Origin of the sequence: Acinetobacter guillouiae CIP 63.46 (assembly GCF_000368145.1) — a bacterium.
Taxonomy (GTDB): domain Bacteria; phylum Pseudomonadota; class Gammaproteobacteria; order Pseudomonadales; family Moraxellaceae; genus Acinetobacter; species Acinetobacter guillouiae.
In genome coordinates this window covers 461465-485396 of the sequence record NZ_KB849281.1, presented here as the reverse complement: position 1 = coordinate 485396, position 23932 = coordinate 461465, and the positions used below count along the sequence as shown (strand labels likewise).

23 protein-coding genes and 2 pseudogenes are annotated in these 23932 nt (G+C 35.3%); 18 read left to right on the top strand and 7 right to left on the bottom strand.

Translation table 11 applies throughout. The features are described from left to right. From F981_RS02160 to F981_RS02145, 4 genes are all read left to right on the top strand, one after another. Positions 1–419 (top strand): SGNH/GDSL hydrolase family protein (locus F981_RS02160; protein WP_004717810.1); only part of this gene is annotated, 419 nt, incomplete at its 5' end. Positions 420–463: 44 nt separating this feature from the next. Beyond that, the gene (locus F981_RS02155; protein WP_004717808.1) at positions 464–727 is read left to right on the top strand and encodes a holin; all 264 of its coding nucleotides are present in this window, start codon (positions 464–466) and stop codon (positions 725–727) included. Next, complete coding sequence (locus tag F981_RS02150; RefSeq protein ID WP_004717806.1) at positions 711–1217, top strand: lysozyme; 507 nt, start codon at positions 711–713, stop codon at positions 1215–1217. Before F981_RS02155 ends, F981_RS02150 begins: the two co-directional genes overlap by 17 nt. After that, positions 1217–1585 (top strand): hypothetical protein, encoded by a 369-nt coding sequence (locus F981_RS02145; protein WP_016539755.1) that lies wholly within the window; start codon positions 1217–1219, stop codon positions 1583–1585. The genes F981_RS02150 and F981_RS02145 overlap by 1 nt, the downstream gene beginning before the upstream one ends. A gap of 148 nt (positions 1586–1733) precedes the next feature. Here F981_RS02145 and F981_RS02140 read toward each other — a convergent pair whose 3' ends face one another. After that, positions 1734–2117, bottom strand: a complete 384-nt coding sequence (locus tag F981_RS02140) for a type II toxin-antitoxin system death-on-curing family toxin (RefSeq protein ID WP_004717802.1) — start codon at positions 2115–2117, stop codon at positions 1734–1736. An 11-nt stretch (positions 2118–2128) separates the two neighbouring features. Continuing rightward, positions 2129–2377, bottom strand: coding sequence for a hypothetical protein (locus F981_RS02135; protein ID WP_004717801.1), 249 nt, complete (start codon positions 2375–2377; stop codon positions 2129–2131). A 503-nt stretch (positions 2378–2880) separates the two neighbouring features. Between F981_RS02135 and F981_RS02130 the strand changes: the two are divergent. The 9 genes and pseudogenes from F981_RS02130 to F981_RS02090 all read left to right on the top strand — a co-directional run. Beyond that, positions 2881–3152 (top strand): annotated as a pseudogene (locus tag F981_RS02130) (tyrosine-type recombinase/integrase); the annotation flags it as partial. Positions 3153–3255: 103 nt separating this feature from the next. After that, positions 3256–3499: pseudogene (locus tag F981_RS23655) on the top strand (SAM-dependent methyltransferase); the annotation flags it as partial. 158 nt (positions 3500–3657) lie between these two features. Next, positions 3658–5229, top strand: a complete 1572-nt coding sequence (locus F981_RS02120; RefSeq protein ID WP_004717799.1) for a type I restriction-modification system subunit M — start codon at positions 3658–3660, stop codon at positions 5227–5229. Further along, positions 5229–6482 (top strand): restriction endonuclease subunit S, encoded by a 1254-nt coding sequence (locus F981_RS02115; protein WP_004717798.1) that lies wholly within the window; start codon positions 5229–5231, stop codon positions 6480–6482. The genes F981_RS02120 and F981_RS02115 overlap by 1 nt, the downstream gene beginning before the upstream one ends. Positions 6483–6535: 53 nt before the next feature. Further along, positions 6536–8095, top strand: a complete 1560-nt coding sequence (locus tag F981_RS02110) for a type I restriction-modification system subunit M (protein ID WP_004717797.1) — start codon at positions 6536–6538, stop codon at positions 8093–8095. A 28-nt stretch (positions 8096–8123) separates the two neighbouring features. Further along, the gene (locus F981_RS02105; protein ID WP_004717796.1) at positions 8124–8585 is read left to right on the top strand and encodes a GIY-YIG nuclease family protein; all 462 of its coding nucleotides are present in this window, start codon (positions 8124–8126) and stop codon (positions 8583–8585) included. A gap of 464 nt (positions 8586–9049) precedes the next feature. After that, a complete protein-coding gene (locus F981_RS02100; RefSeq protein ID WP_004717794.1) occupies positions 9050–11962 on the top strand; it encodes a type I restriction endonuclease subunit R in 2913 nt (970 codons plus the stop codon). A 106-nt stretch (positions 11963–12068) separates the two neighbouring features. Beyond that, positions 12069–13565, top strand: coding sequence for a DUF262 domain-containing protein (locus tag F981_RS02095; RefSeq protein ID WP_004717793.1), 1497 nt, complete (start codon positions 12069–12071; stop codon positions 13563–13565). Positions 13566–13570: 5 nt separating this feature from the next. After that, positions 13571–15571 (top strand): DUF262 domain-containing protein, encoded by a 2001-nt coding sequence (locus tag F981_RS02090; RefSeq protein WP_004717792.1) that lies wholly within the window; start codon positions 13571–13573, stop codon positions 15569–15571. Between the two features lie 138 nt (positions 15572–15709). Here F981_RS02090 and F981_RS02085 read toward each other — a convergent pair whose 3' ends face one another. Beyond that, positions 15710–16750 (bottom strand): IS481 family transposase, encoded by a 1041-nt coding sequence (locus F981_RS02085; protein ID WP_004717791.1) that lies wholly within the window; start codon positions 16748–16750, stop codon positions 15710–15712. Between the two features lie 122 nt (positions 16751–16872). Beyond that, the gene (locus F981_RS02080) at positions 16873–17760 is read right to left on the bottom strand and encodes a LysR family transcriptional regulator (protein WP_004717790.1); all 888 of its coding nucleotides are present in this window, start codon (positions 17758–17760) and stop codon (positions 16873–16875) included. 696 nt (positions 17761–18456) lie between these two features. Here F981_RS02080 and F981_RS02075 point away from each other — a divergent pair. Next, the gene (locus F981_RS02075; protein WP_004717789.1) at positions 18457–18918 is read left to right on the top strand and encodes a hypothetical protein; all 462 of its coding nucleotides are present in this window, start codon (positions 18457–18459) and stop codon (positions 18916–18918) included. Between the two features lie 228 nt (positions 18919–19146). On the opposite strand, the gene F981_RS02070 is transcribed toward F981_RS02075, so the two are convergent. Both F981_RS02070 and F981_RS02065 read right to left on the bottom strand, forming a co-directional pair. Beyond that, positions 19147–19593, bottom strand: coding sequence for a GNAT family N-acetyltransferase (locus F981_RS02070; protein WP_004717788.1), 447 nt, complete (start codon positions 19591–19593; stop codon positions 19147–19149). Positions 19594–19866: 273 nt separating this feature from the next. Continuing rightward, the gene (locus F981_RS02065) at positions 19867–20334 is read right to left on the bottom strand and encodes a hypothetical protein (RefSeq protein WP_004717787.1); all 468 of its coding nucleotides are present in this window, start codon (positions 20332–20334) and stop codon (positions 19867–19869) included. A gap of 446 nt (positions 20335–20780) precedes the next feature. On the opposite strand from F981_RS02065, the gene F981_RS02060 reads away from it, so the two are divergent. From F981_RS02060 to F981_RS02050, 3 genes are all read left to right on the top strand, one after another. Beyond that, positions 20781–21362: a DUF4189 domain-containing protein gene (locus tag F981_RS02060; RefSeq protein WP_004717786.1), complete on the top strand. Its 582-nt coding sequence runs from the start codon at positions 20781–20783 to the stop codon at positions 21360–21362. 260 nt (positions 21363–21622) lie between these two features. After that, a complete protein-coding gene (locus F981_RS02055; protein ID WP_004717784.1) occupies positions 21623–21913 on the top strand; it encodes a hypothetical protein in 291 nt (96 codons plus the stop codon). Positions 21914–21924: 11 nt separating this feature from the next. Then, a complete protein-coding gene (locus tag F981_RS02050; RefSeq protein WP_004717783.1) occupies positions 21925–22368 on the top strand; it encodes a hypothetical protein in 444 nt (147 codons plus the stop codon). A 127-nt stretch (positions 22369–22495) separates the two neighbouring features. Here F981_RS02050 and F981_RS02045 read toward each other — a convergent pair whose 3' ends face one another. Next, a complete protein-coding gene (locus F981_RS02045; RefSeq protein ID WP_004717780.1) occupies positions 22496–22834 on the bottom strand; it encodes a hypothetical protein in 339 nt (112 codons plus the stop codon). Between the two features lie 187 nt (positions 22835–23021). On the opposite strand from F981_RS02045, the gene F981_RS02040 reads away from it, so the two are divergent. Beyond that, complete coding sequence (locus tag F981_RS02040) at positions 23022–23783, top strand: DUF4882 family protein (RefSeq protein ID WP_004717778.1); 762 nt, start codon at positions 23022–23024, stop codon at positions 23781–23783. The last annotated feature ends 149 nt before the right edge of the window (positions 23784–23932 follow it).

Genomic DNA, 23932 nt, shown 5'->3' with positions numbered 1-23932 from the left:
ATTCTGAAACAGACATTATCACAATTGCACTGGGAACAAATGATGTTGTAACAACAACACTTGGCACAATGTCTGATCGTACTGTAAATACGTTTTATGGTGCATTGCATGTTTTAATTTTGGGTTTACGTAAAAAGTGGACCAATGCAAGAATCGGATTTATTTCAGCTGTACCACGCACGACATTTAGAATTATTGAGGGTGGCACAGGTCAGGCGTCATTGAAGCAAAAAGCAGTTCGTGATGTTTGTGGTTATTACTCAATACCACTCTGGGAGGGTTATAAAGAGTTTGGTTTTCATCCTGATGACAGTCCTGAATTTGTAAAATACATGTATGATGGCATTCATTTTACCGAGCTAGGCGGCAAGTGGTATGCAAATAGAGTTGAAGATTTTATTTTGAATTTAGCAAAGTAGCACCTAATCGGGTGCTTTTTTATTGCCAAAAATAGGGGGGTTACATGTCTGAACAAGCGTTAGACACATCGGCTACTGCACTTGTAGCAAGTAAAGCTGTTGGTTATGGGGGATCAGTTTCAGGCGTATTATCTGCTTGGCTTGGCTCAGTAGATATAGTTGTTTGGGTAAGTATTATTGTTGCAATTGGCGGTTTCTTAATGAACTTCTACTTTGCACGTAAGAAAGACAAGCGTGATGAATTAGAGCACAAGGCCTATATCGCATCACTTCAAATCAAGGGGAAGATAGATGTCAGCAAAGACTAAAATCATAGTAACAACATTAAGCGCATCAGCGCTTTTTTTTGCATCTTTAATTGGCTATGAGGGCTACAAATCAAAGCCATATTTAGATAGCGCTAATGTGGCAACAATCGGTATCGGGTCCACATCATACGAAAATGGTACCAAAGTCAAAATGACAGATAAGCCCATTACAAAGGAACGTGCGGTTCAAATTGCCAAGGCTCATATTTCCAAAGATGAAGTTGCATTTCGTAAATCTTTATCAGGCGTAAAACTTACTCAGACTGAATATGATGTTTACCTAGACTTTGTTTACAACTATGGCCAAGCAAATTGGAATGGCTCATCGATGCTTAGAAATCTTAAAGCAGGGCAGTATAAGCAAGCCTGTGCATCTTTACTGAAATACAAATACGCTGCCAAACGTGATTGTTCAATTCGATCTAATGGATGTTATGGGGTTTGGACACGACAACAAGATCGTTATAGCAAGTGTATAGGGGTGCAATGATGCCAATAGCCTTAATCATGTGGAAGTATAAAAAATGGATCGCAGTGGCGGTCTTTATTTTTTTATACCTGGTGCAAATTGCGTATACCAATCATCTAAGTGGAAAACTTCAAGATGCTGAACAGAAATGCACAACCAAGATCCAAAAACTTAAAGATGAGCAGCAAAAGGCATTGATCGAAAAGCAAAACAAAATAAATAAAGTGAGCGCAGATTATGAAGAGATTAAATCAGAACAACGTGTCATCACAGAAACAAAAATCCGTGAAGTGCAAAAGATCATTGAGCGTCCTGTTTATAACAATGTTTGTATTGATGATGACGGCCTGCTTATCATCAACTCACTTATCCCCGACGATTCCAGCTAATTTGGTTGTGCCTTGTCCTAAACTCTTAAAACTTGAGTCAGGGCAGGGCAAAGAAATCACGCTTTGGATCATTGATACAGTTGCTAAATACAATGAGTGTAGTGCTTTGAATGGTGCGAAAAATAAAGCCCTCCTGAGAGGGCTTTATTCATTCTTCTACCAACAATCTTATATAACTGGCTAATGCCGCAACAATAATTTCATGATCATCACTAGATTCCACAACTTCAACCATTGTGTCATCTAATCCAACGTGATTTGGAACTACAATTCCTTGTAGATCAAGATACGTCAACATCACAGATAAGCCTGTGCGCTTATTACCATCGTTAAATGCATGTGCTTTTGCGATCGCTACAGCGTACCAAGCGGCAATCTCATAAACATCATCCACATGATTATAGTGTATCTGTTGGTCTGGGCGAGCTAACGCACCCTCAAGTTCTCCTTTATCTACGCCTTCGAGTCCAGTAGTTAAAGCAAGAATTTCATCATGTACCGCAATTACAAAATCCAAATCAATTGAAGTCATATTTTGCTCACTTATTTATAAGCTAGGGCTTCAATTTCATCACGGTGTTGATTGATCACACGTCGAGCAGCCGTGCGAACTACCCGTGTAGCAGCCACTCGGTCTTCACTAAGATTGATTATCACTGGGCGAACACTTTCCGTACGTCGAACTACGACACCACTCACGTCGTCTCCACGTCGTACCTCAACAACAGCTACATTGTCTTGCTGTCTAGAAAGAGCTCTTGCCTCATTTAGCGCGTCTTGAAATCTGATCATTATTATCCCCCTCACATTATTGTCTCTATCATAAATCATTATTTGAGTATTTGAAAATAATTGTACATTTGTTCACAAGTCACCTATGAGTTATCTTGATATTATAATAATGATAAAAACCGATTGGAACGAATTTAATTTTAAAAACTGTTCATAATCAAGGATGTATCAAAGTAAGATGGTTTGCTTTTCTAATTTTACTTATTTGGCAATTGGAATTTGATGTTGAAATTAGATGGAGGGTTCTGATTTCAATTTCTAAAAGAGAAAGCGAACTTAGACAAATCAAAAACTATCATAAAAAATCATTAACTATCAAAGTAGTGTGTTACACATAAGTTACACAATGCATATCCTAGACAATAAATATTTAATATATATAATGGGTTAAGGCTTTAATTAAACTCCCGCCATCTCCACCAAATTTGTAAATCATGATCTATCACTTAGTTATACGATGTATCATGAAACTTAATAAAGCCTTGAAATTTAACAGTTTCAGGGCTTTTTTAATGCCTGAATTTCTTAGACGCATCAAAACTTATCCAGCAGATGCTCAGACTCACCACGCAATTATTATGATCATGCTTACTGGTGTTCGAGTAAGTGAGTTACTGCTAGCATGTTGGGATGAATTTGATCTAGATGAGTGTAAATGGGATATCCCCGCTGAGCGTATGAAGAATGGTTTACCCCATCGTGACCCTTAACAGACATGATGATCCATGAACTTCAGGTATTGCGCCTGACACATAATCAGGGTCTGATATTTCCAGTATTCGGACTTTGGCTGCACGTTTGAGTTTTTACCATGCAGCATCCAATGGCTCACTTATTTTTATTAGACTGAATGTTTCTTTTAACCTAAGTCATCATTGATGAAAACAATAGAAAATTATAATCAACAAGCTGAAGATTTTATACAATTAACACTTTACGTTGACATGGGAAGCTTATATCAGCTTTTTTAAAAGCAATATTCTTGATTTAGGTTGTGAGACAGGGCGCGATAGCTTGGCTTTTAAGAACAAAGGTTATTATGTTGATGCCATGAATTATTCAGAAGAACTTGTCAAAAAGGCGATGCAACTTACTGGCATTTCAGTGAGATATCAAAGTTTCTAAGATATAGGTGAGGTGGCTGTTTATGATGTATTTGTGCATGTGTATCTTCATTACATTGAGAATGTGATCTCTTAAGCAAATAAATACTTAATTTCATCAGCCAAGTATGGCAAAGTAACGCCATCCTAAAATAATGATTTTGGTTAATTTTTAACATGACCCAAGTACAGCTTCAAGAACTGCAAAAACGACTATGGAACATCGCTAATGACCTTCGCGGTAAGATGGGAGCAGATGAATTTCGTGACTATATTTTGGGTTTAATCTTCTATAAATATTTATCTGAAAAAGTCCTCAATAGTGCTAACCAAGAGCTGAAAGAAGAAGGCTTAGAGTTTACCGATTTAGATGCCGAGAATGAAGAGCATCAAGAATTCTTAGAAGCACTCAAGCAAGAAAGCCTTGAGAACATGGGTTTCTTCTTAGAGCCAACTCAGTTGTTCCATACACTCGCAGATCGTGCTAGAAACAATGAGTTTATTTTGGATGAACTGATCCAAACTTTAAAAGCGATTGAACAAAGCACATTGGATGCTGAGTCATCAGAAGACTTTGCTCATCTGTTTGAGGACATGGATCTTACTTCGACCAAGTTAGGCAACAATGCGACTGATCGAAATGAGTTGATTTCTAAAGTCCTTGTGCATTTAGATGCCATTGATTTTGATATTTCAAATACTGAAGCCGATGTACTGGGTGATGCTTACGAATACTTGATTGGTGAGTTTGCGTCTGGTGCAGGTAAGAAAGCAGGTGAGTTCTATACACCTCAAACCGTTTCAACTTTGCTTGCTCGTATTGTGACGCTTGGCAAAGACCGCTTACGTAGCGTATATGACCCCACCTGTGGCTCGGGTTCTTTATTACTTCGTGTTAAGCGTGAAGTCGGAAACAATGTCGATGCGATCTACGGTCAGGAAATGAATCGTACTACTTACAACTTGGCGCGAATGAACATGATTCTGCATGATGTTCATTTTTCTAAGTTTGACATTAAGCAGGAAGACACCTTAAAGAAACCACAGCATATGGACATGAAGTTTGATGCAATAGTAGCAAACCCTCCATTTTCAGCAAAATGGTCTGCTGATCCATTATTTTTAAGTGATGAGCGTTTTAAATCTTTTGGTAAGCTTGCCCCAAGCTCTAAAGCAGATATGGCATTTGTTCAGCATATGCTATATCACCTAGATGATGAAGGGACGCTTGCGATTGTGTTACCGCATGGGGTGTTATTCCGTGGTTCAAGCGAAGGGCATATTCGTCAGCATTTGATTGAAAAGATGAATGTGGTGGACGCTATTATTGGTTTACCTGCCAATATTTTCTATGGCACAACTATTCCGACTTGTGTGTTGGTATTGAAGAAAAACCGTGAGCATAAAGAAAATATCCTGTTTATTGATGCGAGTAACGAGTTTGAGAAACAGAAGAATCAAAACAAGTTATTGCCTGAACATTTAGATAATATTTTGGGTGCATTTGAAAACCGTCAGGATATTGAGAAATACGCTAAGGTTGCGACGTTGCAGGAGGCGAAAGAGAACGATTACAACCTAAATATTCCACGTTATGTGGATACCTTTGAGGCGGAAACTGAGATTGATTTAAATACGATTGCGAAACAACTTCAAGCCTTAGAAGTAGAAAGCCAAAAGACCGATGCGGTGATTACAGGGTACTGCGAAGAGCTAGGGATTGATTCTCTGTTTGTGGAGGTGAAGTAATGACTACGCCTAAGTTACGGTTTAAAGAGTTTGATGGGGATTGGAGTGCATCGAATTTAGAAAAAACTACTGAATACTTTAAGGGGTTTGCTTTTAAGTCAGAATCATACAAAGAAGATGGCGTTCGTATCATCCGAGTATCTGATTTAGATAAGGATTCTATCAAATATCAAAATGAAGCTATTTTTTTAGATAAAACTGAAGCTCAAAATTATCTAAATTGGGAAGTTAAGAAAAAAGATATTATTGTTACTACTGTTGGATCAAAACCTCATTTAATAGATTCTGCCGTTGGGCGTCCAATTTTTGTTAAAAATGATAATGAAGGTTTGCTAAATCAAAATCTATTAGTTTTGCGTCCTAAAAATGAAAATATATATGCTTATTTTATATTTTCTCAGCTTCTTGATAAAAAATATTTAACTCATATTGAAACTATTCAACGTGGTAATGCCAACCAATCAAATATTACTGTGAAGGATTTACAGGAATTTCAAGTTTTTCAAACATCCAAAGAAGAGCAAACCAAAATAGCCTCTTTCCTTTCCGCTGTGGATGAGAAGATTAGCCAACTATCCCAAAAACATGAACTGCTTAGCCAATATAAACAGGGCATGATGCAAAAGCTGTTTAGTCAGCAGATTCGTTTTAAAGCGGATGATGGTAGTGAGTTTGGGGAGTGGGAAGAGAAAAAAATAAGAGAACTTTTTATTGAAGTTAAAGATAAAGTTTTAGATCAAGATATTGAAACATATAGTATTACTGCGGGAAAAGGCTTTGTAAGCCAAGCAGAAAAATTTGGTAGAGATATCTCAGGTCAACAAAATAGCAATTACATTGTTTTAGAAAAAAATGATTTTTCTTATAACAAAGGTAATTCTAAAACCTATAAGTATGGTTGTGTTTATTTAAATGAATTTGAGCACGCGATTGCTGTGCCAAATGTGTTTATTAGTTTTAGGGCAAAAACTATTAATCGAATCAACCAAAAATTCTATGCAAAGCTATTCGAATTTCATTACTTAGATAGACATCTTAGATTACTTATTTCAAGCTCAGCACGTATGGATGGTTTATTAAATGTCAGTAAAGAAAGTTTTTTTGATATAAATGTTCCATGCCCGTGTGTAGAAGAACAAGCCAAAATCGCTAATTTCCTATCTGCTATTGACCAAAAATTAGAAAAGGTCGCTCAGCAAATCGAAGAAACTAAACAGTGGAAGAAAGGTCTGTTACAGCAAATGTTTGTATAAAGTAAAAGCAGTATTGAGCGATCTCAATACTACTTTTTTATTGAGATATGGTCATGAACAACATAGAACAAAAAACTGAAACATTAAGCCAAAATCTGCAAGATTGGCTTCAAAAGCATTTTGGTAATAAAGATATTACGCAGTATAAAAATTTGGCTTTGAGTCTGATTTTCTACAAATTTCTATCTGATCAACATGAGCAATTTGCAAATGAAAATTTAGGCAGAGAAATTACGTACAGTTCTTTAGGTGAGCATCAGCATGAAGACCTTATGATTGCTCTAAAAGAAGAGGCGAAAGACTCTTTAGGATATTTTGTTGCGCCAAAATATTTGATAGGTTCATTTGCTCAGGCTTATAGCAATAATAATGAATACTATTTTTTAGAGGTTTTTGATCAAGCAATTTTTCAATTTCAGCAAAATTTGACAGAACAATCCCTTCAAGTGTTTGATGGATTGTTGAGTGATATAGATACAAGAAGTGCATTACTAGGTGGCACAGGTACAGCTAGAAATCAAGCATTGGGTTCAATGCTAGTCGACTTGAACTCGATGGACTTCTATCTTCACGATAATTCTAAAATATTAGGCAAGGCTTTTTTTAGCATCATTGAATTCATGGCAATGAGCCTAGGAAAAAAGAAAGGCGATTTCTATACGCCTGCTCATGTATCAGAATTGATGGCAAGTATTGTCCATACAGAAAAAAGCCGAGTTCTTAACCTTTATGACCCAACCTTTGGATCTGGATCCTTATTAATTAAGACCGACCAAACATTAGATTTTGTCGATCAAATCTATGGGCAAGATATAATCGATGGTAATTTAAAAACGGCGCGTATGAATTTTCTAATCAATGGATATCATTATTCAAAATTAAAATTAGACAGCGACGATACTTTAGAAAAGCCAAAACATCTGGATATGAAATTTGATGTGATTGTTTGCAATCCTAAATTTTCGCAAACTTGGAATAATAATGAGGCTAAAAAACATGATCCAAGATTTGCAAACTATGGCAAGCTTGCTCCAAAGTCAAAAGCAGACTTGGCTTTCATCCAACATATTGTTTATTCACTTGAAGAGGATGGAATAGCAGTCGTGCTGATCCCTCATGGTGTTTTATTTAGAGGAGATTCAGAAGGTACTATTCGTAAATATCTGCTTGAACGTCTGAATTGTATTGATGCTGTGATTGGCTTAGCGAAAGATCTCTCACCTGTAATTGATACTGAAGTTGCTATGCTGGTATTAAAGAAGAACAGAAAGCCTAAAGACAAAATATTGTTTATCAATGCCAAAGAGTTTTATGAAAAGCAGAAAGCTTTCAATATTATTTCGCCAGAGCAAATTGCGGAAATTACAGATATTTATAAAACTAAAGCGATTATCCCTAAAATTTCTGAGTATGTAGAATACTCAAAAATTGTAGATCATGGTTACAACCTCAATATTCCACGCTATATTGACTTGTTTGAGCCTGAATCTGAAGTCGATATCGATGAAGTGGCTATTAGGCTCGAAAAAATAGATGAAAATTTAGAGCAGATTGATTTGGATATTAGAAAGTATTGCGATGAGCTAAGTGTTCGGTATCCATTTAAAATTTGATTATTAAATATAGAAAAAGGAGGCAAAAATGCAAATTGAATTAGATTGGTATGAACCAATAGAGCTAGGTAGTTCAAGTACATTAAAAGAGAATGTTAAGAACTTTGACTTTTCGTTACTTCCTGAAATCTCAGGAGTCTATATTTTTTATAGAGAATATGGGGGATATCAAGAAGCTCTGTATGTTGGGAAGTCTGAAAATATTCGCACAAGAATGAAGTCTCACTTTAATAGCATTAAGTTAATTGATGGCCTTATAGATACACCTAAAGGTCAAAAAAAGTTAATCTTTGCTGAAGTCAAAAGTCGTTCAGATTTAGCAAAAGCATTAGCTCAAGCTGAAAAAGGATTAATCAATCAATTAGATGACGAAAAGCATCCTTTACTTAATCGTAAGCTAATGAAGGATCAATACGATTTTATTATTTCTAAAGGAAATCCATTAAGCATTATTGATGAAGAGATAGCCGTATTTTCTAGCAAGGTCTAATTTTATTATCACTGCACGGTAATAATCATGCAGTGAAATTGTCTTTATTTTTTAGATATAACCAGTCAGGGTGAATCACAACAGTTTTGATACCATTACTATGCACTGCTCGATAATTAGGTTGTAACCTATCGTCTTTTGAAATATAGAATCGAGCAAATGCCTTTAGATTAATCACATAGTCAAACATTTCATGTTCTTCTAGATCTAATGTTTTTTTAGATGATTGAGTGGATTATGAGAACTTTCACGTCCTAATCGGAAACTTACAAGGTTAGTTTTTCGATTCTTTTGTTGGAATGAATATAACTTTTTCTGTTAGTAAATAAAAACAATCACTATATTTTGATCAAAAATCGCCATAGACCTCTCGCTGTATATGAAATGCGTTAAATTAGTGCTATTTTAACATTTTAAAATGATGTAAATCATTACATTATAATGACTAGAGAAGAGATGGAAGCGTGGGTACACAAGTAGAACTTGAGCTGGAAAATAACTTCATTCAACAACTTGAAGGGTTAGGCTATGAACGAGTGATGTTACGGACAGAAAAAGCATTAGTCGATAACTTAAAACTGCAAATCCAGAAGCTCAATCAAATCCATCATGTTTTTTCAGAACAAGAGTGGAAACAGGTTTGGCATTACCTTACGAAAGAAACATCTGTCTTTAGTAAAGCACAATTGTTGCGTGATCGTTTCCCACTAAAATTCGATGATGGTACGGTCAAGCATCTATCTTTTCTTGGTGAAAACGCGATAGAAAATATCTACCAAGTTTCTAATCAAATTGTATCAAATCATTCTGCCTTGAATGGTAAAACGAGTCGTTTTGATGTCACTTTATTGGTGAATGGATTTCCGCTTATACAAGTCGAGTTAAAACGCCGTGGAGTAGAGATCCAACAAGCATTTAAGCAAACCATTGAATATGCAAAATCAGCCTATAAAGCAGGTGATGGTTTATTTGGTTATATCCAGTTTTTTGTGATTAGTAATGGTGTCAACTGCTTGTACTATGCCAACGGCACCAAAAATATCGAATTTGCATTCCCGTGGGCAGATGAAAATAATAAAAATATCAACGATCTTACTGAGTTCACTAAAGCCTTCCTAAATCCGACACACGCCTTTAAGATGTTGTCACAGTACATTGTGTTACATCACTCCGATCAATTTTTGATGATCCTGCGTCCGTATCAAATTTATGCCATCGAACGCATGGTTGAACATGTCAAAACATCTAAAGAAAATGCTTATATTTGGCATACCACTGGCTCAGGTAAAACCTTAACCTCGTTTAAGGCAAGTCAGTTACTGATTAGGAATCCTGAGATTCGTCGCATAATTTTTGTCGTTGACCGTAAAGATTTAGATGAGCAAACCTACACTGAATTTAATGCGTATAGAGAAGGTTCTGTGGATAGCACCAACAACACTGCCAACCTCATTAAGCAATTACGCTCCTTAGATAATCGTTTAGTGCTGACTACTATTCAAAAGCTGAATAATGCGATTACCAAAGACCGCCATCAGAAGGAGATGGCAGATTTACAAGATGAAAAAGTGATTTTTATTTTTGATGAATGTCATCGTAGCCAGTTTGGTGAAACACATCAGAACATCAAACGCTTCTTTAAAAATGCTCAAATGTTTGGTTTTACGGGGACACCAATTTTTGATAAAAATGGTTTAAAGAAATCGGGAGAGAAATTTACGACTGAATTTTTATTTCCTAAACGCTTGCATGAATATCTCATTGTGGATGCAATTACCGATCGCAATGTGCTTCCTTTCCAAATTGACTATTGGGGAAAATATAGCACCACAAGTGAAACTGATAGTAATGAAAAAGTTGAGGAAATTGATAGCAAAGAGTTATACGACAATCCTGAACGCTTGGAAAAAATTGTTCGTCATATATTGAGTATCCATGATAAAAAAACTCGTAACAGAGAGTTTTGTGCCATGTTCTGTGTGAGTTCAGTTGAAAATCTCATTCAATACTACGAACTGTTTGAAAAAGTCCAAGCTGAAATGGTAGAAGACGCAGAAAGAAACAAGACCTATTTCCAACCAATTTCAGTGCGAACAATTTTCTCATTTGGTGTAGAAGAACAGGATCAGCAGAATACCGCAGATGAAATAGAAGCAGGTATGATCGCTGAAGAACCAGTGGATGCCCCAAATACTGTAGATGAGTCAAGAAAGGCAAAACTCGACAAGTATATTGCCCAATACAATGAAATCTATGGTTCAAGTTACAATACAACAGATAGCTTCTATGAGTACTATCAAAATCTTGGTAAGCGAGTGAAATACTTTAACATCAAGTATGAGAAAGATGAGCAGATAGACTTACTTCTTGTTGTGAACATGTTCCTGACAGGATTTGATTCAAAACCATTGAACACGATCTATGTAGACAAAAACTTAAAATACCATGGTTTGATTCAGGCATTCTCACGCACCAATCGTGTTTATAAACCTTCAAAGCCATTCGGAAATGTGGTTTGTTATCGAAACTTAAAGCAAGCAACGGATAAGGCATTACGTTTGTTCTCTGATAAGAAACCATTCAGTAGTGTAACCATACCTGAAATGAGTGTGTTCTTAGAGGAGTATGAAACCGCTGTAGCACAGTTGAAAACACTGACTCCAAATTGTCAGGATGTAGATGATTTAAAACTTGAAGCTGAACAATTGAAGTTCGTAGAAACATTCAGGGAAGTTCTACGTTTGAATAACCTACTCAATATGTTTACTGAGTATGACAAAAACACAGCGCCAATCACTGCTCAAGATTTAGAGGATTATAAAGGTAAATACAAAGACTTATATAATCGTATTAAACAGCCATCTGATGATAAAGAGAAAGTCTCAGTCCTAGAGGATATAGACTTCCAATTGGAACTTGTACATAACGACCGAGTGAATCAAGATTACATTATGGCACTGCTTGGGTTGATTGTGACCGCATCGAGTCAAGCGCAGAAGGATCAACGTAGAAAAGAGTTGATAGATATGCTGAGTAATGATGCCAAGATGTACAACAAAAAAGACCTGATCGAAAAATTCATCAATGAACAATTACCAAAGATGATCACAGGGCAAACGGTGAAGCAGGCATTCTCTACATTTTGGGATGCAGAAAGAGCGCAAGCCTATGAAGGGTTCTGTCGAGATGAACAGTTGAAAAAGTCTGAGTTTGATAGAGTGGCTGATAACTTTAATTTCACAGAGCGTCTTCCATTGCCGCATGAAATTAAAGAATTACCTATTCAAAAACCACCATTGCTAAAGCGTAATCTTTATTTCGCAGAGTTGCATACAAAGACATCTGAACTATTAAGTCACTATAGTTTGAAATTGTAAAAAAATGAATGCTGTGACAGGACTCAAGTCAGCCGAGGTATTTCTCGGGTGAAGGCTGTGAAAAAGTCGCTTTATGATGAACATCTTGAATGAATATTGAAAAAACATGACCGCAGCAACTGCAATGTTAGAGTCGAGAGTAATCTCATTAAAAGAACTGTATCAACAGCATTTGAGTATTCCTGATTATCAACGTCCTTATAAGTGGACAGAGAAGCATGTTAGAGTGCTGTTTGATGACCTAGATTATTTTATTGCAGGGATTACAGCGAAGAACCGTGATGATGAACGTTATAAGTATCGCTTAGGGACAATTGTTCTGCATAGTAATGTGATCTTCCATCCTAAAAAATCTGCTGACCTTTATAAGTACTCTCTCGAACAGATTGTTCAGCATAAACTGCCAAAAGTTAAAAAAGATATCGTAGATGGTCAGCAACGGACATTAACTTTTTATTTAATTTGGCATGCTTTACAAGCGAGAAAAGATCAACTCAATAAGTTGGATTTGCCTGATTTTGGTTTAGATATTCCTGCTTGTCGCATTAGCCAAGAAAATTTACGTCGAAATTATGATGTGGTTGAAAAGCTGATCGATAAGCCACGCTCAATGCCGTTAGAAGAATATGTTGATACTCTTTTAAGTAAATGTGAGTTCGTAATAGTTGAGCTAAGCAAGCTATCTGAGGCTTTCCAGTTCTTTGATTCACAGAATTCGAGAGGATTAGACCTACATCCACATGATTTGTTGAAAGCATACCATCTGCGAGAATTTGATCCATCAGAAGCAGAGTTAAAAACAAAAGCCGTTCAGCAATGGGAGCAAAGGAATGAAAAGGAAGTCCATCGAATATTTTCTCATTTCCTGTATCCCATCAGACAGTGGACGAAAGGGGAAAAGGCATTTCACTTTGGCAAAGCACAGGTGGAGGGGTTTAAAGGTTTGTCACTGCATCAGGAAGATCAGTTTCCACTGAGTCAGTCATATCGTATCTTGCACAGCATGGTCGATGAGTACAACAGTGATCGCTTCCGCAAGGTAGATAACATACATTTGGCTTACCCATTTCAAATCACCCAAACTATGATCAATGGGAGACGCTTTTTTGAATGGTTTAGCCATTATGAAAGCAAAGCTTTAGAATTGCTTCCTCTACAAAGTTATGATGCTTGGGTCAAACCATTATTAACCACATCAATGTCGAAAAAAATTTGGAATGTCATCAATGGTGTTGCCTTGACTGAAAATCATAAAGATTATGATTATTCAGGCAGAACAAGAACAGGTGATGGCTATGTTCGGAAAATGCTTAATGCTTTTCTGCTAGCTTACTATGATCGCTTTGGTGAGGTGGAGTTTTCGAGTGCTTTGGGGATAGGGTTTATTTGGGCATACAGTATACGCCTTAAGCAATCTAGCATCTATGAATCTAGTATTGAGAACCATGTGATAGGGCAAAATCTTTTTAGGCGTTTGGATCAATCACTACGACCAAAAGATTTCTTTAATTTTTCCTTGAATATCTATATTGATGTTAGCCAAACAAGTAAAGCCAAAGGTATTGAAAAATTGTTCAAAGAAATGAAATACATGGCGGAGTAAGAATAATGTCTATAGAGCAATCAAAGCCATATACTATTTTAGAGTTACTTAGCGAGGATGTGAATTATCAAATCCCTGTGTATCAAAGAAATTATGCTTGGGGACGACCGCAGATCCGAGCATTAATACAGGACATCTATGACTATTACCTGAAGTCTAGGTCAGGTATTGAAAACTATTATATCGGTAGTTTAGTCGTAGCCAAAAAAGACAATCACTTTGAAGTGTTAGATGGACAACAACGATTTACGACATTAAATCTTATAGCTTTATTTTTAAAATCTAAACTTAACAATCCGAAAATACATCAATTTAATTATATACGATTAAGTTTTGAAAGCCGTGAAAAGTCAGCAATCCTATTGGATTCATTATGGAAATTCTTTAGTGATCAATTCCTTGAAAAAAACATAGATAGATTGAATATAGAGTATGGGGATCACTCTATTCTGAGAGGCTATCGAATCATTGCTGAAGAGTGTTTGAAGATAGTCCAGAGAAATGAGCTTGAAAAATTTGCAGACTATTTGTTGGATCACGTCATTATTTTACGCACCATGATTCCAGAGCTTGCAGATGTAACGCATTACTTTGATGCTCTGAATAACCGAGGAGAACAGTTAGAAGCACACGAAGTCATTAAGGCTCATTTTCTCAGTCTATTAAGTACGGATGATGATCGTTATCTTGTTCATCAGGTATGGTCTGCATGTCAGGATATGTACAAATATGTTGCTTATGGTTTTGATGTGGTACAGAGAAAGCAAATATTCGGTGCTTCGTATCATGATTGGGCAACCAATAATTATAATGCGCTTAAGAGATGCCTGACAGTTGAAAATACCTCGAAAGACTCTGATTCAGAAGGTAAAATCTCATATGGAGCTAAGCTTAATTTAGCAGAAATTTTAAAACTTGATGTGGTTCCTGTTAATCAAAAACACATAGATGAAGAGTCTAGTGAACGTTTCACAAGCATCATTGATTATCCAAACTTCCTGATGCAAGTTTTGAAAATTTATGTCAAAACGTATGTGAAAGATCGTAATCCAAGTTCCATTGCACTCGATGATAAGACTTTATTAGAGAGCTTTAAAAAAACGATTGTCGACGCGAGTCATGCAAAAGACTTTATTTATCTACTTTTGAAAATACGTTATTTATTTGATCTGTATGTCATCAAACGTGAGAATAGTCTCCAGCACAAAGGCTGGTCTCTAAAAAAACCAAAATACTACAGTTCTGGGAATGTGAATTATGTAAATACATTTTCCAAGACAACGCAAGAAGAGGGACATGAGTTAGCACTAGACGGTGATCAAAGAAACCTAGTAATGCTTTTATCCGCATTTCATGTTTCCTACCCGACCCATGCACGTAAGAACTGGTTATTCAGTGTTTTGAATTGGCTCGTTGATCATAGTCAAAATATCAGTTTAGAAGCTTATTTTACATATGTAGAAAATTTAGCACGAACGTTGATCAAGAAGCGCTACTTGAGTTCAGTACCACAAGACTATGAAAGTTTCATGTATGCTGACAAATTTGATTGCGATATGGTAGTGACTGTACAAGATATTGCAGTACATTTTAGCTATGGGAAGATTCCTTACTTCTGTTTTAACTATTTAGATTACGTTTTATTGAAGAAGGGAAAAGGAAGCCATACTAAGTTTTACTTTAGTTATAAGGATTCTATTGAGCACTTTTATCCACAGAACCCAAAGGTAGGTAAACCTTTATCAGAGGAATCAGTGTTACATAGTTTTGGTAATTTAGGTTTGGTCAATCAGAGTGAAAATTCTACTTTAACTAATGACATGCCGATCCAAAAAGCAAGTTGGTTAAGGAAGTATACAAAAGTACCAACCAGCTTGAAGTTAGAGTTGATGATGCAGGTGGTCGAGAAGAATGGATCTGACTGGAATACCGAGAGTATAGAAAAACATCAGCGTGAAATGGTAAAGTTACTAATAGAAGATTTAAACAGAAAAGTATGTTCTTAGTGGCATGCTTTTTATTATGTATACCTTTTAGTGTATTAAATTCAATTAAATCTTAAAAAAATAAAATAAAAACAATAATTAGGTGTACTAGCTCAAACCAGATCTGACAGTTACCCATTTTTTAGTGTGCCTGTCAGGTTAAATTTGAGCTAAATTCTTCTCAGCCCAAATTCGCTTCCCATCAAGTAATGTTTCCAGTGGTGTGCGACCACAGCACATTTTTCCCTGATGAGTTCGTTCAGTATTATAGAATTTTTGCCAAACGTCTAGATCAGCTTGTAATTCCTCTAATGTACTATATAGCTTCTTCCTAAATGTAATTTGATAAAACTCCTGCAAGATCGTCTTATGGAAACGCTCGCATATTCCATTCGTTTGTGGGGATGCTGCTTTTGTTTTGGTGTGATCAATATCATTGATGGCTAAATATAGCTCATAATCATGTTGTTCAACCTTACCGCAATATTCAGTACCTCTATCTGTCAGGATACGCAGCATTGGTAGATCCTGCGACTGATAAAATGGTAGTACACGATCATTTAACAGATCTGCCGCTGTAATCGGTGTTTTCGTTGTATAGAGCTTGCAATGAACGACTTTGCTGTAGGTATCGATGAAAGTTTGTTGATAGATTCGACCGACACCTTTCAGATTGCCAACGTAAAATGTATCTTGGGCTCCAAGATATCCTGGATGGTGTGTTTCTATTTCGCCACAAGCAACATCATCTTCATGTTTACGCTCAAGTGCAGCAATCTGATGATCATTTAACTCAAAGCCATCTTGTGCCACTTTGGCTTCTAAGGCTTTCAATCGCTTTTTAAAATTCTCTAAATTGTGGCGAAGCCAAATAGATCGAACCCCGCTACCTGAAATGAATACACCATTTTTACGCAATTCATTACTACTGCGGTGTTGACCATAAGCTGGATATTGGATTGCGAAATCAATAACGGCTTGTTCTGTCGCATCGTCTACACGATTCTTAAGATTCGGTACTCTTCGGGATTTATTGATGAGTGAATCAACATCACCTGATTCAACGAGTTCCTGATAACGGTAAAAGGTATCTCTAGAGACACCCATGACTTTACAAGCTCTGGATACATTTTGAAGTTCTTCAGCTAAATTGAGTAAGCCTACTTTGTGTTTGATGATTTGATTGTTAGTATGCAACATAAGAAAGTTACCTTTGTTTGATTAAGATTCGACACCTTTATCAAAACGGGTAACTTTCTCTTTTTCAAGATCAATGTCTGATCAGATCTGAACTAATACAAATTATAACATTCCAAGGAAATTCAATAATTAATATTGTCTTTGGTAAAGTTAATAAAATCTTTGACAACATCTCTCTTTTTTAATTTTGAATACACCATGTAAAGTGATAATTCAGATGAATGATTGTCTTTAAAACACTCAATTAATACACCATCTTCTAATTCTTGTTTCACCTCGTGATATAAACGATATCCGATACCAAATCCTTGAATCATCCATTGGTGTGTAACTTCAGCATTATTACTTTTTAAATAAGGGTGTACATGAACTTCAAATATTTCGTCATTTATGCTGTATTTCCAATCTTGATATATGTGACGATTTCGTATTAGACAGATGCAGCGATGATTGAGTAAGTCTAAGGGATGTGTAGGATAGCCAAATTTATTAAAATATTTGGGTGAAGCACAGAATATACGTCTAGTATCGAGTAAAACTTCTGAATTGTAGATTACATTATTGGGTTGTTCGAGTTGAAAAAGGATATCGAGTTCATTTTCCACAAGATCCATTTTCGAGTCAGAAAGAATGAGTTCGATTTCTAGATTTGGATGCGGTACGCTGAATTTTGCTATTAAATCACCTAACTTACTGCGACCAAGATAATTTAAGCTACCAATACGTAATTTACCTGCAAAAGAATTCACATTTTGAGAAACTTCGTCATGAACTTGTTTCATTAAAGATGATATGTAAATACTGCGATCTAATAATAGTTTACCAGCCTCTGTTAAATCAAATTGTCTAGCAGACCTATTCATAAGCCTCTTACCATAAAAATATTCAAGTTTTGCTAACTTTCTACTTACTGTTGGCAGGGGAATATCCATTTCAATGGAAGCACGCGTCATTGATTTTGATGAGGCTAATGTTATAAAGAAATCTAAATCACTAATTTCATCTTGCATAATTTGCTTTCCGTAGCATAAATCAATTTAATTTTTGTATAGCACACCTTTGTCCAAAATATAATTGATGCTTTTTAAAATTAAATTTGAGGTGTTGTTAACTTTTATTTTTTTTCAAAAATCCCATTTTCATTAAAATTTAAAAATAGCGATTTGACTTACAATGGTCATTATAGCAGTAGTTAGGATAAGTATGAGGAAAATTAATATTTTGAAAAATATAAATTTAATTCAGAAATTGTAAATAAAATTGAATAAAAAAGTGTTATGGCTAAATATGTCATAGAAAAATATAATATTAAATATAGAAACCTATTTCTCTTGGTATTTTTAGGTTCAAAGTTAATTATTTTAGCCAATCACAAGTCGAATGTAACTTTGAAAGTTTATGCACTTTTCCAGCCAAAACTCCATATCAACAGATTCATGGAAAATTTACCTTCTATACAATTGTTTTTTGACTATTATTCTTGAGAAATTCAATTTTTCCGCTGAGGATCATTTGAAAGCATGATGGCTTCAAACTATCTTACTAACTCAGTATTTTATAAAAAATCCTGGTCTCGAATGTTTGCTAAAATTACGAAGAGATGTAAGCAATAATATAATTACAAGTACAATTTGAAAATCACGCACATTACAAATAAGGTATGATACGTAGCGATGACTTTCACTATTTTGAGTTGAGTATACTTGATGAAAAAAATATTAATGTTGCTGATCAGTCCTGTAATTGCTGGTTCTGTGTATAGCGCTGAAGATTGGTCGAAAAAGCCTCAATCCTATGCATTTTTACAAAATGAAGAACCTCAATATGGGAATAACAATAGTGAACATGTTGATTTTTTTGAGTTGTCAAAGCAACAAGAGCAAGATCGTATCGCTCAACGTGAGGTAAATGTCGCAAAAATGTATGAAAGTCGGGCAAATACTTCTAATATGAGTCCATTTGAAAGATCTCAATATCTTCTGAAAAATAACGATACTTATGCTTTGAATGCACATGAAAATGAACAGCAGTTAAAATCATTGCAAAAGGCACGCAATAGAGGGGTAATTTCAGAGCGCGATTATCAACAGAAAATGATTAAGCAAAATCAGATGCCTTTAGAACAGAAAAATAATCAACTTAAATATTCAATCCCTGTAGGGGAGTGATGATGAATATCTTTAAGTGTGATTGGTGTTGAACGGGTTTTTTTAATTACTTATTTTTATAAAGGAGTACCTTAGGGTACTTTTTTTAACACATTAAAAATTCAACTTCGCTACAGGTTGAAATCGTTATGAGCAATTCTATAATCTTTCGTTATCTTTGATTTAAGTTTTTATCATAGTATTTACGAATCATCCGTATCTCCTAAAAAACATTAAGTTAAAGCGTAATTATATTAAAGGGTTAGAATAAAAATAAACTAACTCTGGATCACCATCATCAAGATTTTCTATGTGACCGCTCGCGATAAATCCAGAATTTAGTAATAATTGCTGCATTGGCAAATTAGATCGATTAGTTGTGGTAAAAAGCTTCGGATGTTGGCAGTTAGCCTTTAATACATTCAGTAATGCTCGTCCCGTACCACAGCGACGATAAGGTTCTCCGACCATCAGCATCTCAATAAAACCGCATCCGAAAAAATGGTAATTTAGAACGCCGTAGCCCATTACTTTTCCATTTTTTTCAACAAGAAAGCAGACACCCTGCATACACCAATTGTGGATTTGCAATATTCGCTGCGGATCGTGTGAGGCAACACTGTCAATAGCGATTAAGTCTTTAGTGTCAGTTTCAGTCGCTAGGCGAATAAGTATATGTTCATTTATATCAGTCATTACGCTATTCACTATAGCAAAATATATAGACCAATTTAGAATTATGGTCGTGATAAGAAATTCTAGATAGTTTCTTTATAGATCAATCGCCTAATAATAGCCTTACCGCAAAAATTAGAATCAGGGCAGAGTAAAGATATTTTACTTTGAGGTATTGATACTATTGCTAAGCACAATGAGTCTAGGGTTTTGAATCATGTAAAGAATAAAGTGCTCAAGTGAGCCTAAATCAGATATAAGCTCATTTGAAATTATGAGCTTTAAGCTACGCTATCACTTCTTTTTATCACAACCGATTACTATGGCATCGGTGATGATGTTCTTTTTATCGGTGTACAGGGTGATATTGCAAAAGTAATCGATAACAGTCCGATTTTCTGTATATCCAGTCTTCCGATATACAGGTTCGCTACCAACTGGCATTTGGCCAACCACGCCACCGCCGCCGATTCCAACCATGGTCGTCTTTTGGCCAATATACTCAACACCTGTCTGCACGAAAACTTTTTCTGGTGTTACATGAGTTTGCACTCGATTCCACCCATAGAAGCCACCACTACCATACGACGATGGACCTAGACCATGATCAGGTTTGCCAAATATTTTAAATGCATTACTGGCTGGTTGCCCTACTAGTTTTTGTGCAGCCACTTCGACTTCATTGGGTTTGGTGGCCAAGGTGGCGCAAGCGCTGATACTAAGCACCATGAGGGTGACACAACTATATTTGAATAAAGGCATGGAAAAGACTCCTAAAATAATCAATGTTATACGTACAGAGCAGAGCGAGATATTAATTCATCATAATTTATTATTTGGTATATATTTCACACGATTATATCGCATAACTATTGATAGTCAAAAGCCCATTCTCACTAAAATAATTTGGTGTTAACTTTCCTCTGCTCATAGTCCATTGATGATCTTTTTAGAAGGCGCGATCCTCGTATTGAACGCTGTTTTGAATAAACTTTATTATATTGGGTTTGTTAATCAATATATTGATTTAATTAGAAATGTTGCATAAATATCAAGTTGTGATGAGCACGATCATCAGAATAAAAATAAGTAATGCCAATTCAAAATTTGAGTTTAGTGATGAATTATTTTAAGATTTAGAATGACTAAAAGTTAATTTATAAATGATAGATATTTCACAAAATAATTTACGGCATGGATGAAAAATTATGGCTAAATACAATAGACCGCAGATCATACAATTTTTTATATCGTTAATTTATCTTACTCTATTTTCTTTAACGATGTCAGGTGTTGCGCATGCTGAGGGGAATTGTCCTCCGGGCTATTATCCTATCGGTGGTCAAGGTGTACAAGGCTGTGCGCCTATTCCGAATTATGGAAGCAGTGGGGGATATTCAGCTCCAAGCTACCGGACCCCAAGCACAGAAGGTTATGTCGCTTCGGGTACAAATGGTGTAATTGGTGTGGCTACTGCAAAAATTTTCCGCAGAAAGTTAGAAGAGAAAGCATTGCAAGCTTGTGAAAAAAAAGGTGGGACTGATTGCAGAATTTGGTTTACTTATGATGACAACCATTGTGCGACTGTAGGTCAAGCGGAAGGAACAAATAGGTTGTATAAAGCACGAACAACGGCGGGTGAAGTAAGCGATGTTGTTCCAATGTTAGTCCCAGGAAGTAGAAAAGCTTTAGGACGGAAAAAAGTTTTAGAGGCGTGTCGTTATGATGGCTTTCCTGAGACTCAATGCAAAATTATTTATGAAGATTGCCGTAGGCTTAATCTTCCATAAGTATTTTATTTTGCGATTAAAATATGAAATACAAAGCTTGGGAAGACGTTTACGGAGTCGAGCTGAAGCGAGTTTTTAAGACAAATAAAACTACCTTCGGGTGGTTTTTGTTTAATGGATGATTCTAGCTTGGTACTAGAAATACTTGCTATTTCTTATAAGCATCATTTTGTTAATGGAGGAAGTTTTGAGCTAGGGTGATCAAATTTTGTATAGTTTCTTTCTTATACTTTAATATCAATGTAATGGGCAGAGGACTTATGCTACAAACATTAGAGTGGACTTTACCTGATTCTGTCTATGACCCATATGATTATGAATTAAATAAAGATACAGATTTTAAAAAATTGAATCCTGAGCAACAGGCTAATATTGTAGCTGATTATTTTGGATTAATTGAAGGATATAATCAGATTAATTTCAGTTTAGCTTGGCGAAATCATATAGCTGATAATTCACAGTATATAAGACAGGTAATGCAACCGATTATAAGTAATCCTTCAGGATATACACTGGTTTCTAATTCTACTCCGACTCCATTAATTTACTGAATTATCATCTCATGAAAAATATTAATTTATTAAGTGTTTTTTTTATATCAATAATATTAATTGGTTGTAAAGAGAAACGTGTAGCTGATTTCCAATATGAAATATTAAAAGATAAGAGCATTTGTTCATTAAAACCCCAAGAAATTTATGATTCTAATGAGTTTTCAATGTTTGACACATCATTTAAAAATGAAAGTGGAAGTTTCAATGATGAATTATCAAACAAAATATATGCACAAAGTTTAGAAAATTTATCTAATAAAGATAGTAAATATATTTTTTGCTTTTCAAAAGATATGCTTATGTCAAATTATTTAGAGACTCAGATCCGTATTGAGTTAAAAAAAGGAAAATCCTTTAGACAATATGAATTTATAAATTACTTCTGTCTAACTAAAAAAACTTCAATTATGAATTTCAATATTCGGGATAAGAGTATACAAGAATGCCAATAATTCTGATTTCCGTAAAATTACCATAATACAGGTGACTTGAAATCTTACTTTCAACATCTATATCTTAGTCAAAGCAGTTCTAGAATTCGGCATGCTGGAACAGTTTTACCGAGTAAGTCTTAAGTTTTTAAAAGTGGACTTTGATCTGTTTATCTGCCGTTCTGCATCGTATTTTTTGCTGTTCTATAGGTAAACCAATGAGTTCATCATAAGCATTCATTACCTGTTCATCTGTAGGGTCAATCAGTTCACGGGAAACCTTACATTTCTTTTGATTTTTTAAAAACAAAGCACTTAAGCTTTTTCCGTAAGTTGAATTTTCATCTTTGTCACAAAGACTACTAAGAGCAACTAAACGAGCAAATTTTAATTGTTGAACTTGGATTTGACATGATGATTTGGATTTTGGTAACTCAGCCCAAGTTCCACTACTAATTAAGAGGTTGAGAAGTAGGAATTTTTTCATTTTTTGATCCTTTATTTTGTTTATTCAATGATAGATTTTTTATTGGAAATAACAAGATTGAGCTACTAGGAAATTAGAAAACTAACTTTTATTTTTTATTGAATAGTTAGTAAATTTTTATCGGATTTATTTCATATAACTCATTTCCTGTTCTATATTTTATTTTCAAAATAACAAGGAATGGATAATGAAAAAATTAACAATAGCACTAGCAACTGGATTGATGAGTATGAGTGGGTGGAGTGCTTGTACTTATAATTTTGATGCGACACAAGCTCAAATATCTGCAGTTTTCTCAGGATTTCAGAAATTCCCCAGTATAGTTGGACAAAAGACATCATTTACAACAACTGTCACTCCAGAGAACTCTCAACAGATGTATATTGCAGCAAATGGTAATGCAATTTCAGGTCAAAGTAATGGTAGTGCTGTTCCACAGAGTGGAATCTTCGCTTATGAATACAAGATTAAAGTGCCAACAACCTTGCTTCCTAATAATGAACAGATATTTATGTATCCTAATTATGCTGATGCTTATTACGATAATGGAAAAGGTCAAATAGTAGCTCTATATGCAAATCATTTACTCGGTAGTACCACTCCAAATAAAGTCACAATTGGCGTGGGGAGTACTGTTGATGGTGCAACAGGTATGATTGAGCTGCCTTTGACAAGTACAACTGATGGATATCAAAAAATTGGTATATATGTAAACCAAGATACAAAGCAGGTTGGTGTCATTTATAATGGCGTTAATAAGGGTTATGTTTCAACAAATCCAAGTAAGATTAATAGCTTAGCTTTTACAAATGGAATGGCTTACTATGGAACAGATTCGACTTCACCTAATATTGGAAAGGTCCATTCAGTAGAACTTATTACTGATAAAAATCAATTCCAATTTACTTATCCAACAGGTACGAAAGACATTTGTGGAAATGTAATTTAAAATATTGTTGTAATGTAAAACTCTTCGATTTTCATAAATGAAAAACGAGTTTTAGTGATTTTAAACAATTAGGCCTAGTCAGACAATATGGCCATATATTAAGCGACAATCAGTTGAGATAAACGTTTTTCCTCATCCATGCCTGATGA

Excerpts from the sequence above, each read along its gene's own strand:
- F981_RS02115 (WP_004717798.1), top strand. The coding sequence starts at position 5,229 with ATGACTACGCCTAAGTTACGGTTTAAAGAGTTTGATGGGGATTGGAGT.
- F981_RS02045 (WP_004717780.1), bottom strand. The coding sequence starts at position 22,834 with ATGAAAAAATTCCTACTTCTCAACCTCTTAATTAGTAGTGGAACTTGG.
- F981_RS02155 (WP_004717808.1), top strand. The coding sequence starts at position 464 with ATGTCTGAACAAGCGTTAGACACATCGGCTACTGCACTTGTAGCAAGT.
- F981_RS02080 (WP_004717790.1), bottom strand. The coding sequence starts at position 17,760 with ATGCAAGATGAAATTAGTGATTTAGATTTCTTTATAACATTAGCCTCA.
- F981_RS02145 (WP_016539755.1), top strand. The coding sequence starts at position 1,217 with ATGCCAATAGCCTTAATCATGTGGAAGTATAAAAAATGGATCGCAGTG.
- F981_RS02135 (WP_004717801.1), bottom strand. The coding sequence starts at position 2,377 with ATGATCAGATTTCAAGACGCGCTAAATGAGGCAAGAGCTCTTTCTAGA.
- F981_RS02040 (WP_004717778.1), top strand. The coding sequence starts at position 23,022 with ATGAAAAAATTAACAATAGCACTAGCAACTGGATTGATGAGTATGAGT.
- F981_RS02110 (WP_004717797.1), top strand. The coding sequence starts at position 6,536 with ATGAACAACATAGAACAAAAAACTGAAACATTAAGCCAAAATCTGCAA.
- F981_RS02095 (WP_004717793.1), top strand. The coding sequence starts at position 12,069 with ATGACCGCAGCAACTGCAATGTTAGAGTCGAGAGTAATCTCATTAAAA.
- F981_RS02090 (WP_004717792.1), top strand. The coding sequence starts at position 13,571 with ATGTCTATAGAGCAATCAAAGCCATATACTATTTTAGAGTTACTTAGC.
- F981_RS02140 (WP_004717802.1), bottom strand. The coding sequence starts at position 2,117 with ATGACTTCAATTGATTTGGATTTTGTAATTGCGGTACATGATGAAATT.
- F981_RS02105 (WP_004717796.1), top strand. The coding sequence starts at position 8,124 with ATGCAAATTGAATTAGATTGGTATGAACCAATAGAGCTAGGTAGTTCA.
- F981_RS02050 (WP_004717783.1), top strand. The coding sequence starts at position 21,925 with ATGAAAAATATTAATTTATTAAGTGTTTTTTTTATATCAATAATATTA.
- F981_RS02075 (WP_004717789.1), top strand. The coding sequence starts at position 18,457 with ATGAAAAAAATATTAATGTTGCTGATCAGTCCTGTAATTGCTGGTTCT.
- F981_RS02070 (WP_004717788.1), bottom strand. The coding sequence starts at position 19,593 with ATGACTGATATAAATGAACATATACTTATTCGCCTAGCGACTGAAACT.
- F981_RS02060 (WP_004717786.1), top strand. The coding sequence starts at position 20,781 with ATGGCTAAATACAATAGACCGCAGATCATACAATTTTTTATATCGTTA.
- F981_RS02120 (WP_004717799.1), top strand. The coding sequence starts at position 3,658 with ATGACCCAAGTACAGCTTCAAGAACTGCAAAAACGACTATGGAACATC.
- F981_RS02085 (WP_004717791.1), bottom strand. The coding sequence starts at position 16,750 with ATGTTGCATACTAACAATCAAATCATCAAACACAAAGTAGGCTTACTC.
- F981_RS02055 (WP_004717784.1), top strand. The coding sequence starts at position 21,623 with ATGCTACAAACATTAGAGTGGACTTTACCTGATTCTGTCTATGACCCA.
- F981_RS02065 (WP_004717787.1), bottom strand. The coding sequence starts at position 20,334 with ATGCCTTTATTCAAATATAGTTGTGTCACCCTCATGGTGCTTAGTATC.
- F981_RS02150 (WP_004717806.1), top strand. The coding sequence starts at position 711 with ATGTCAGCAAAGACTAAAATCATAGTAACAACATTAAGCGCATCAGCG.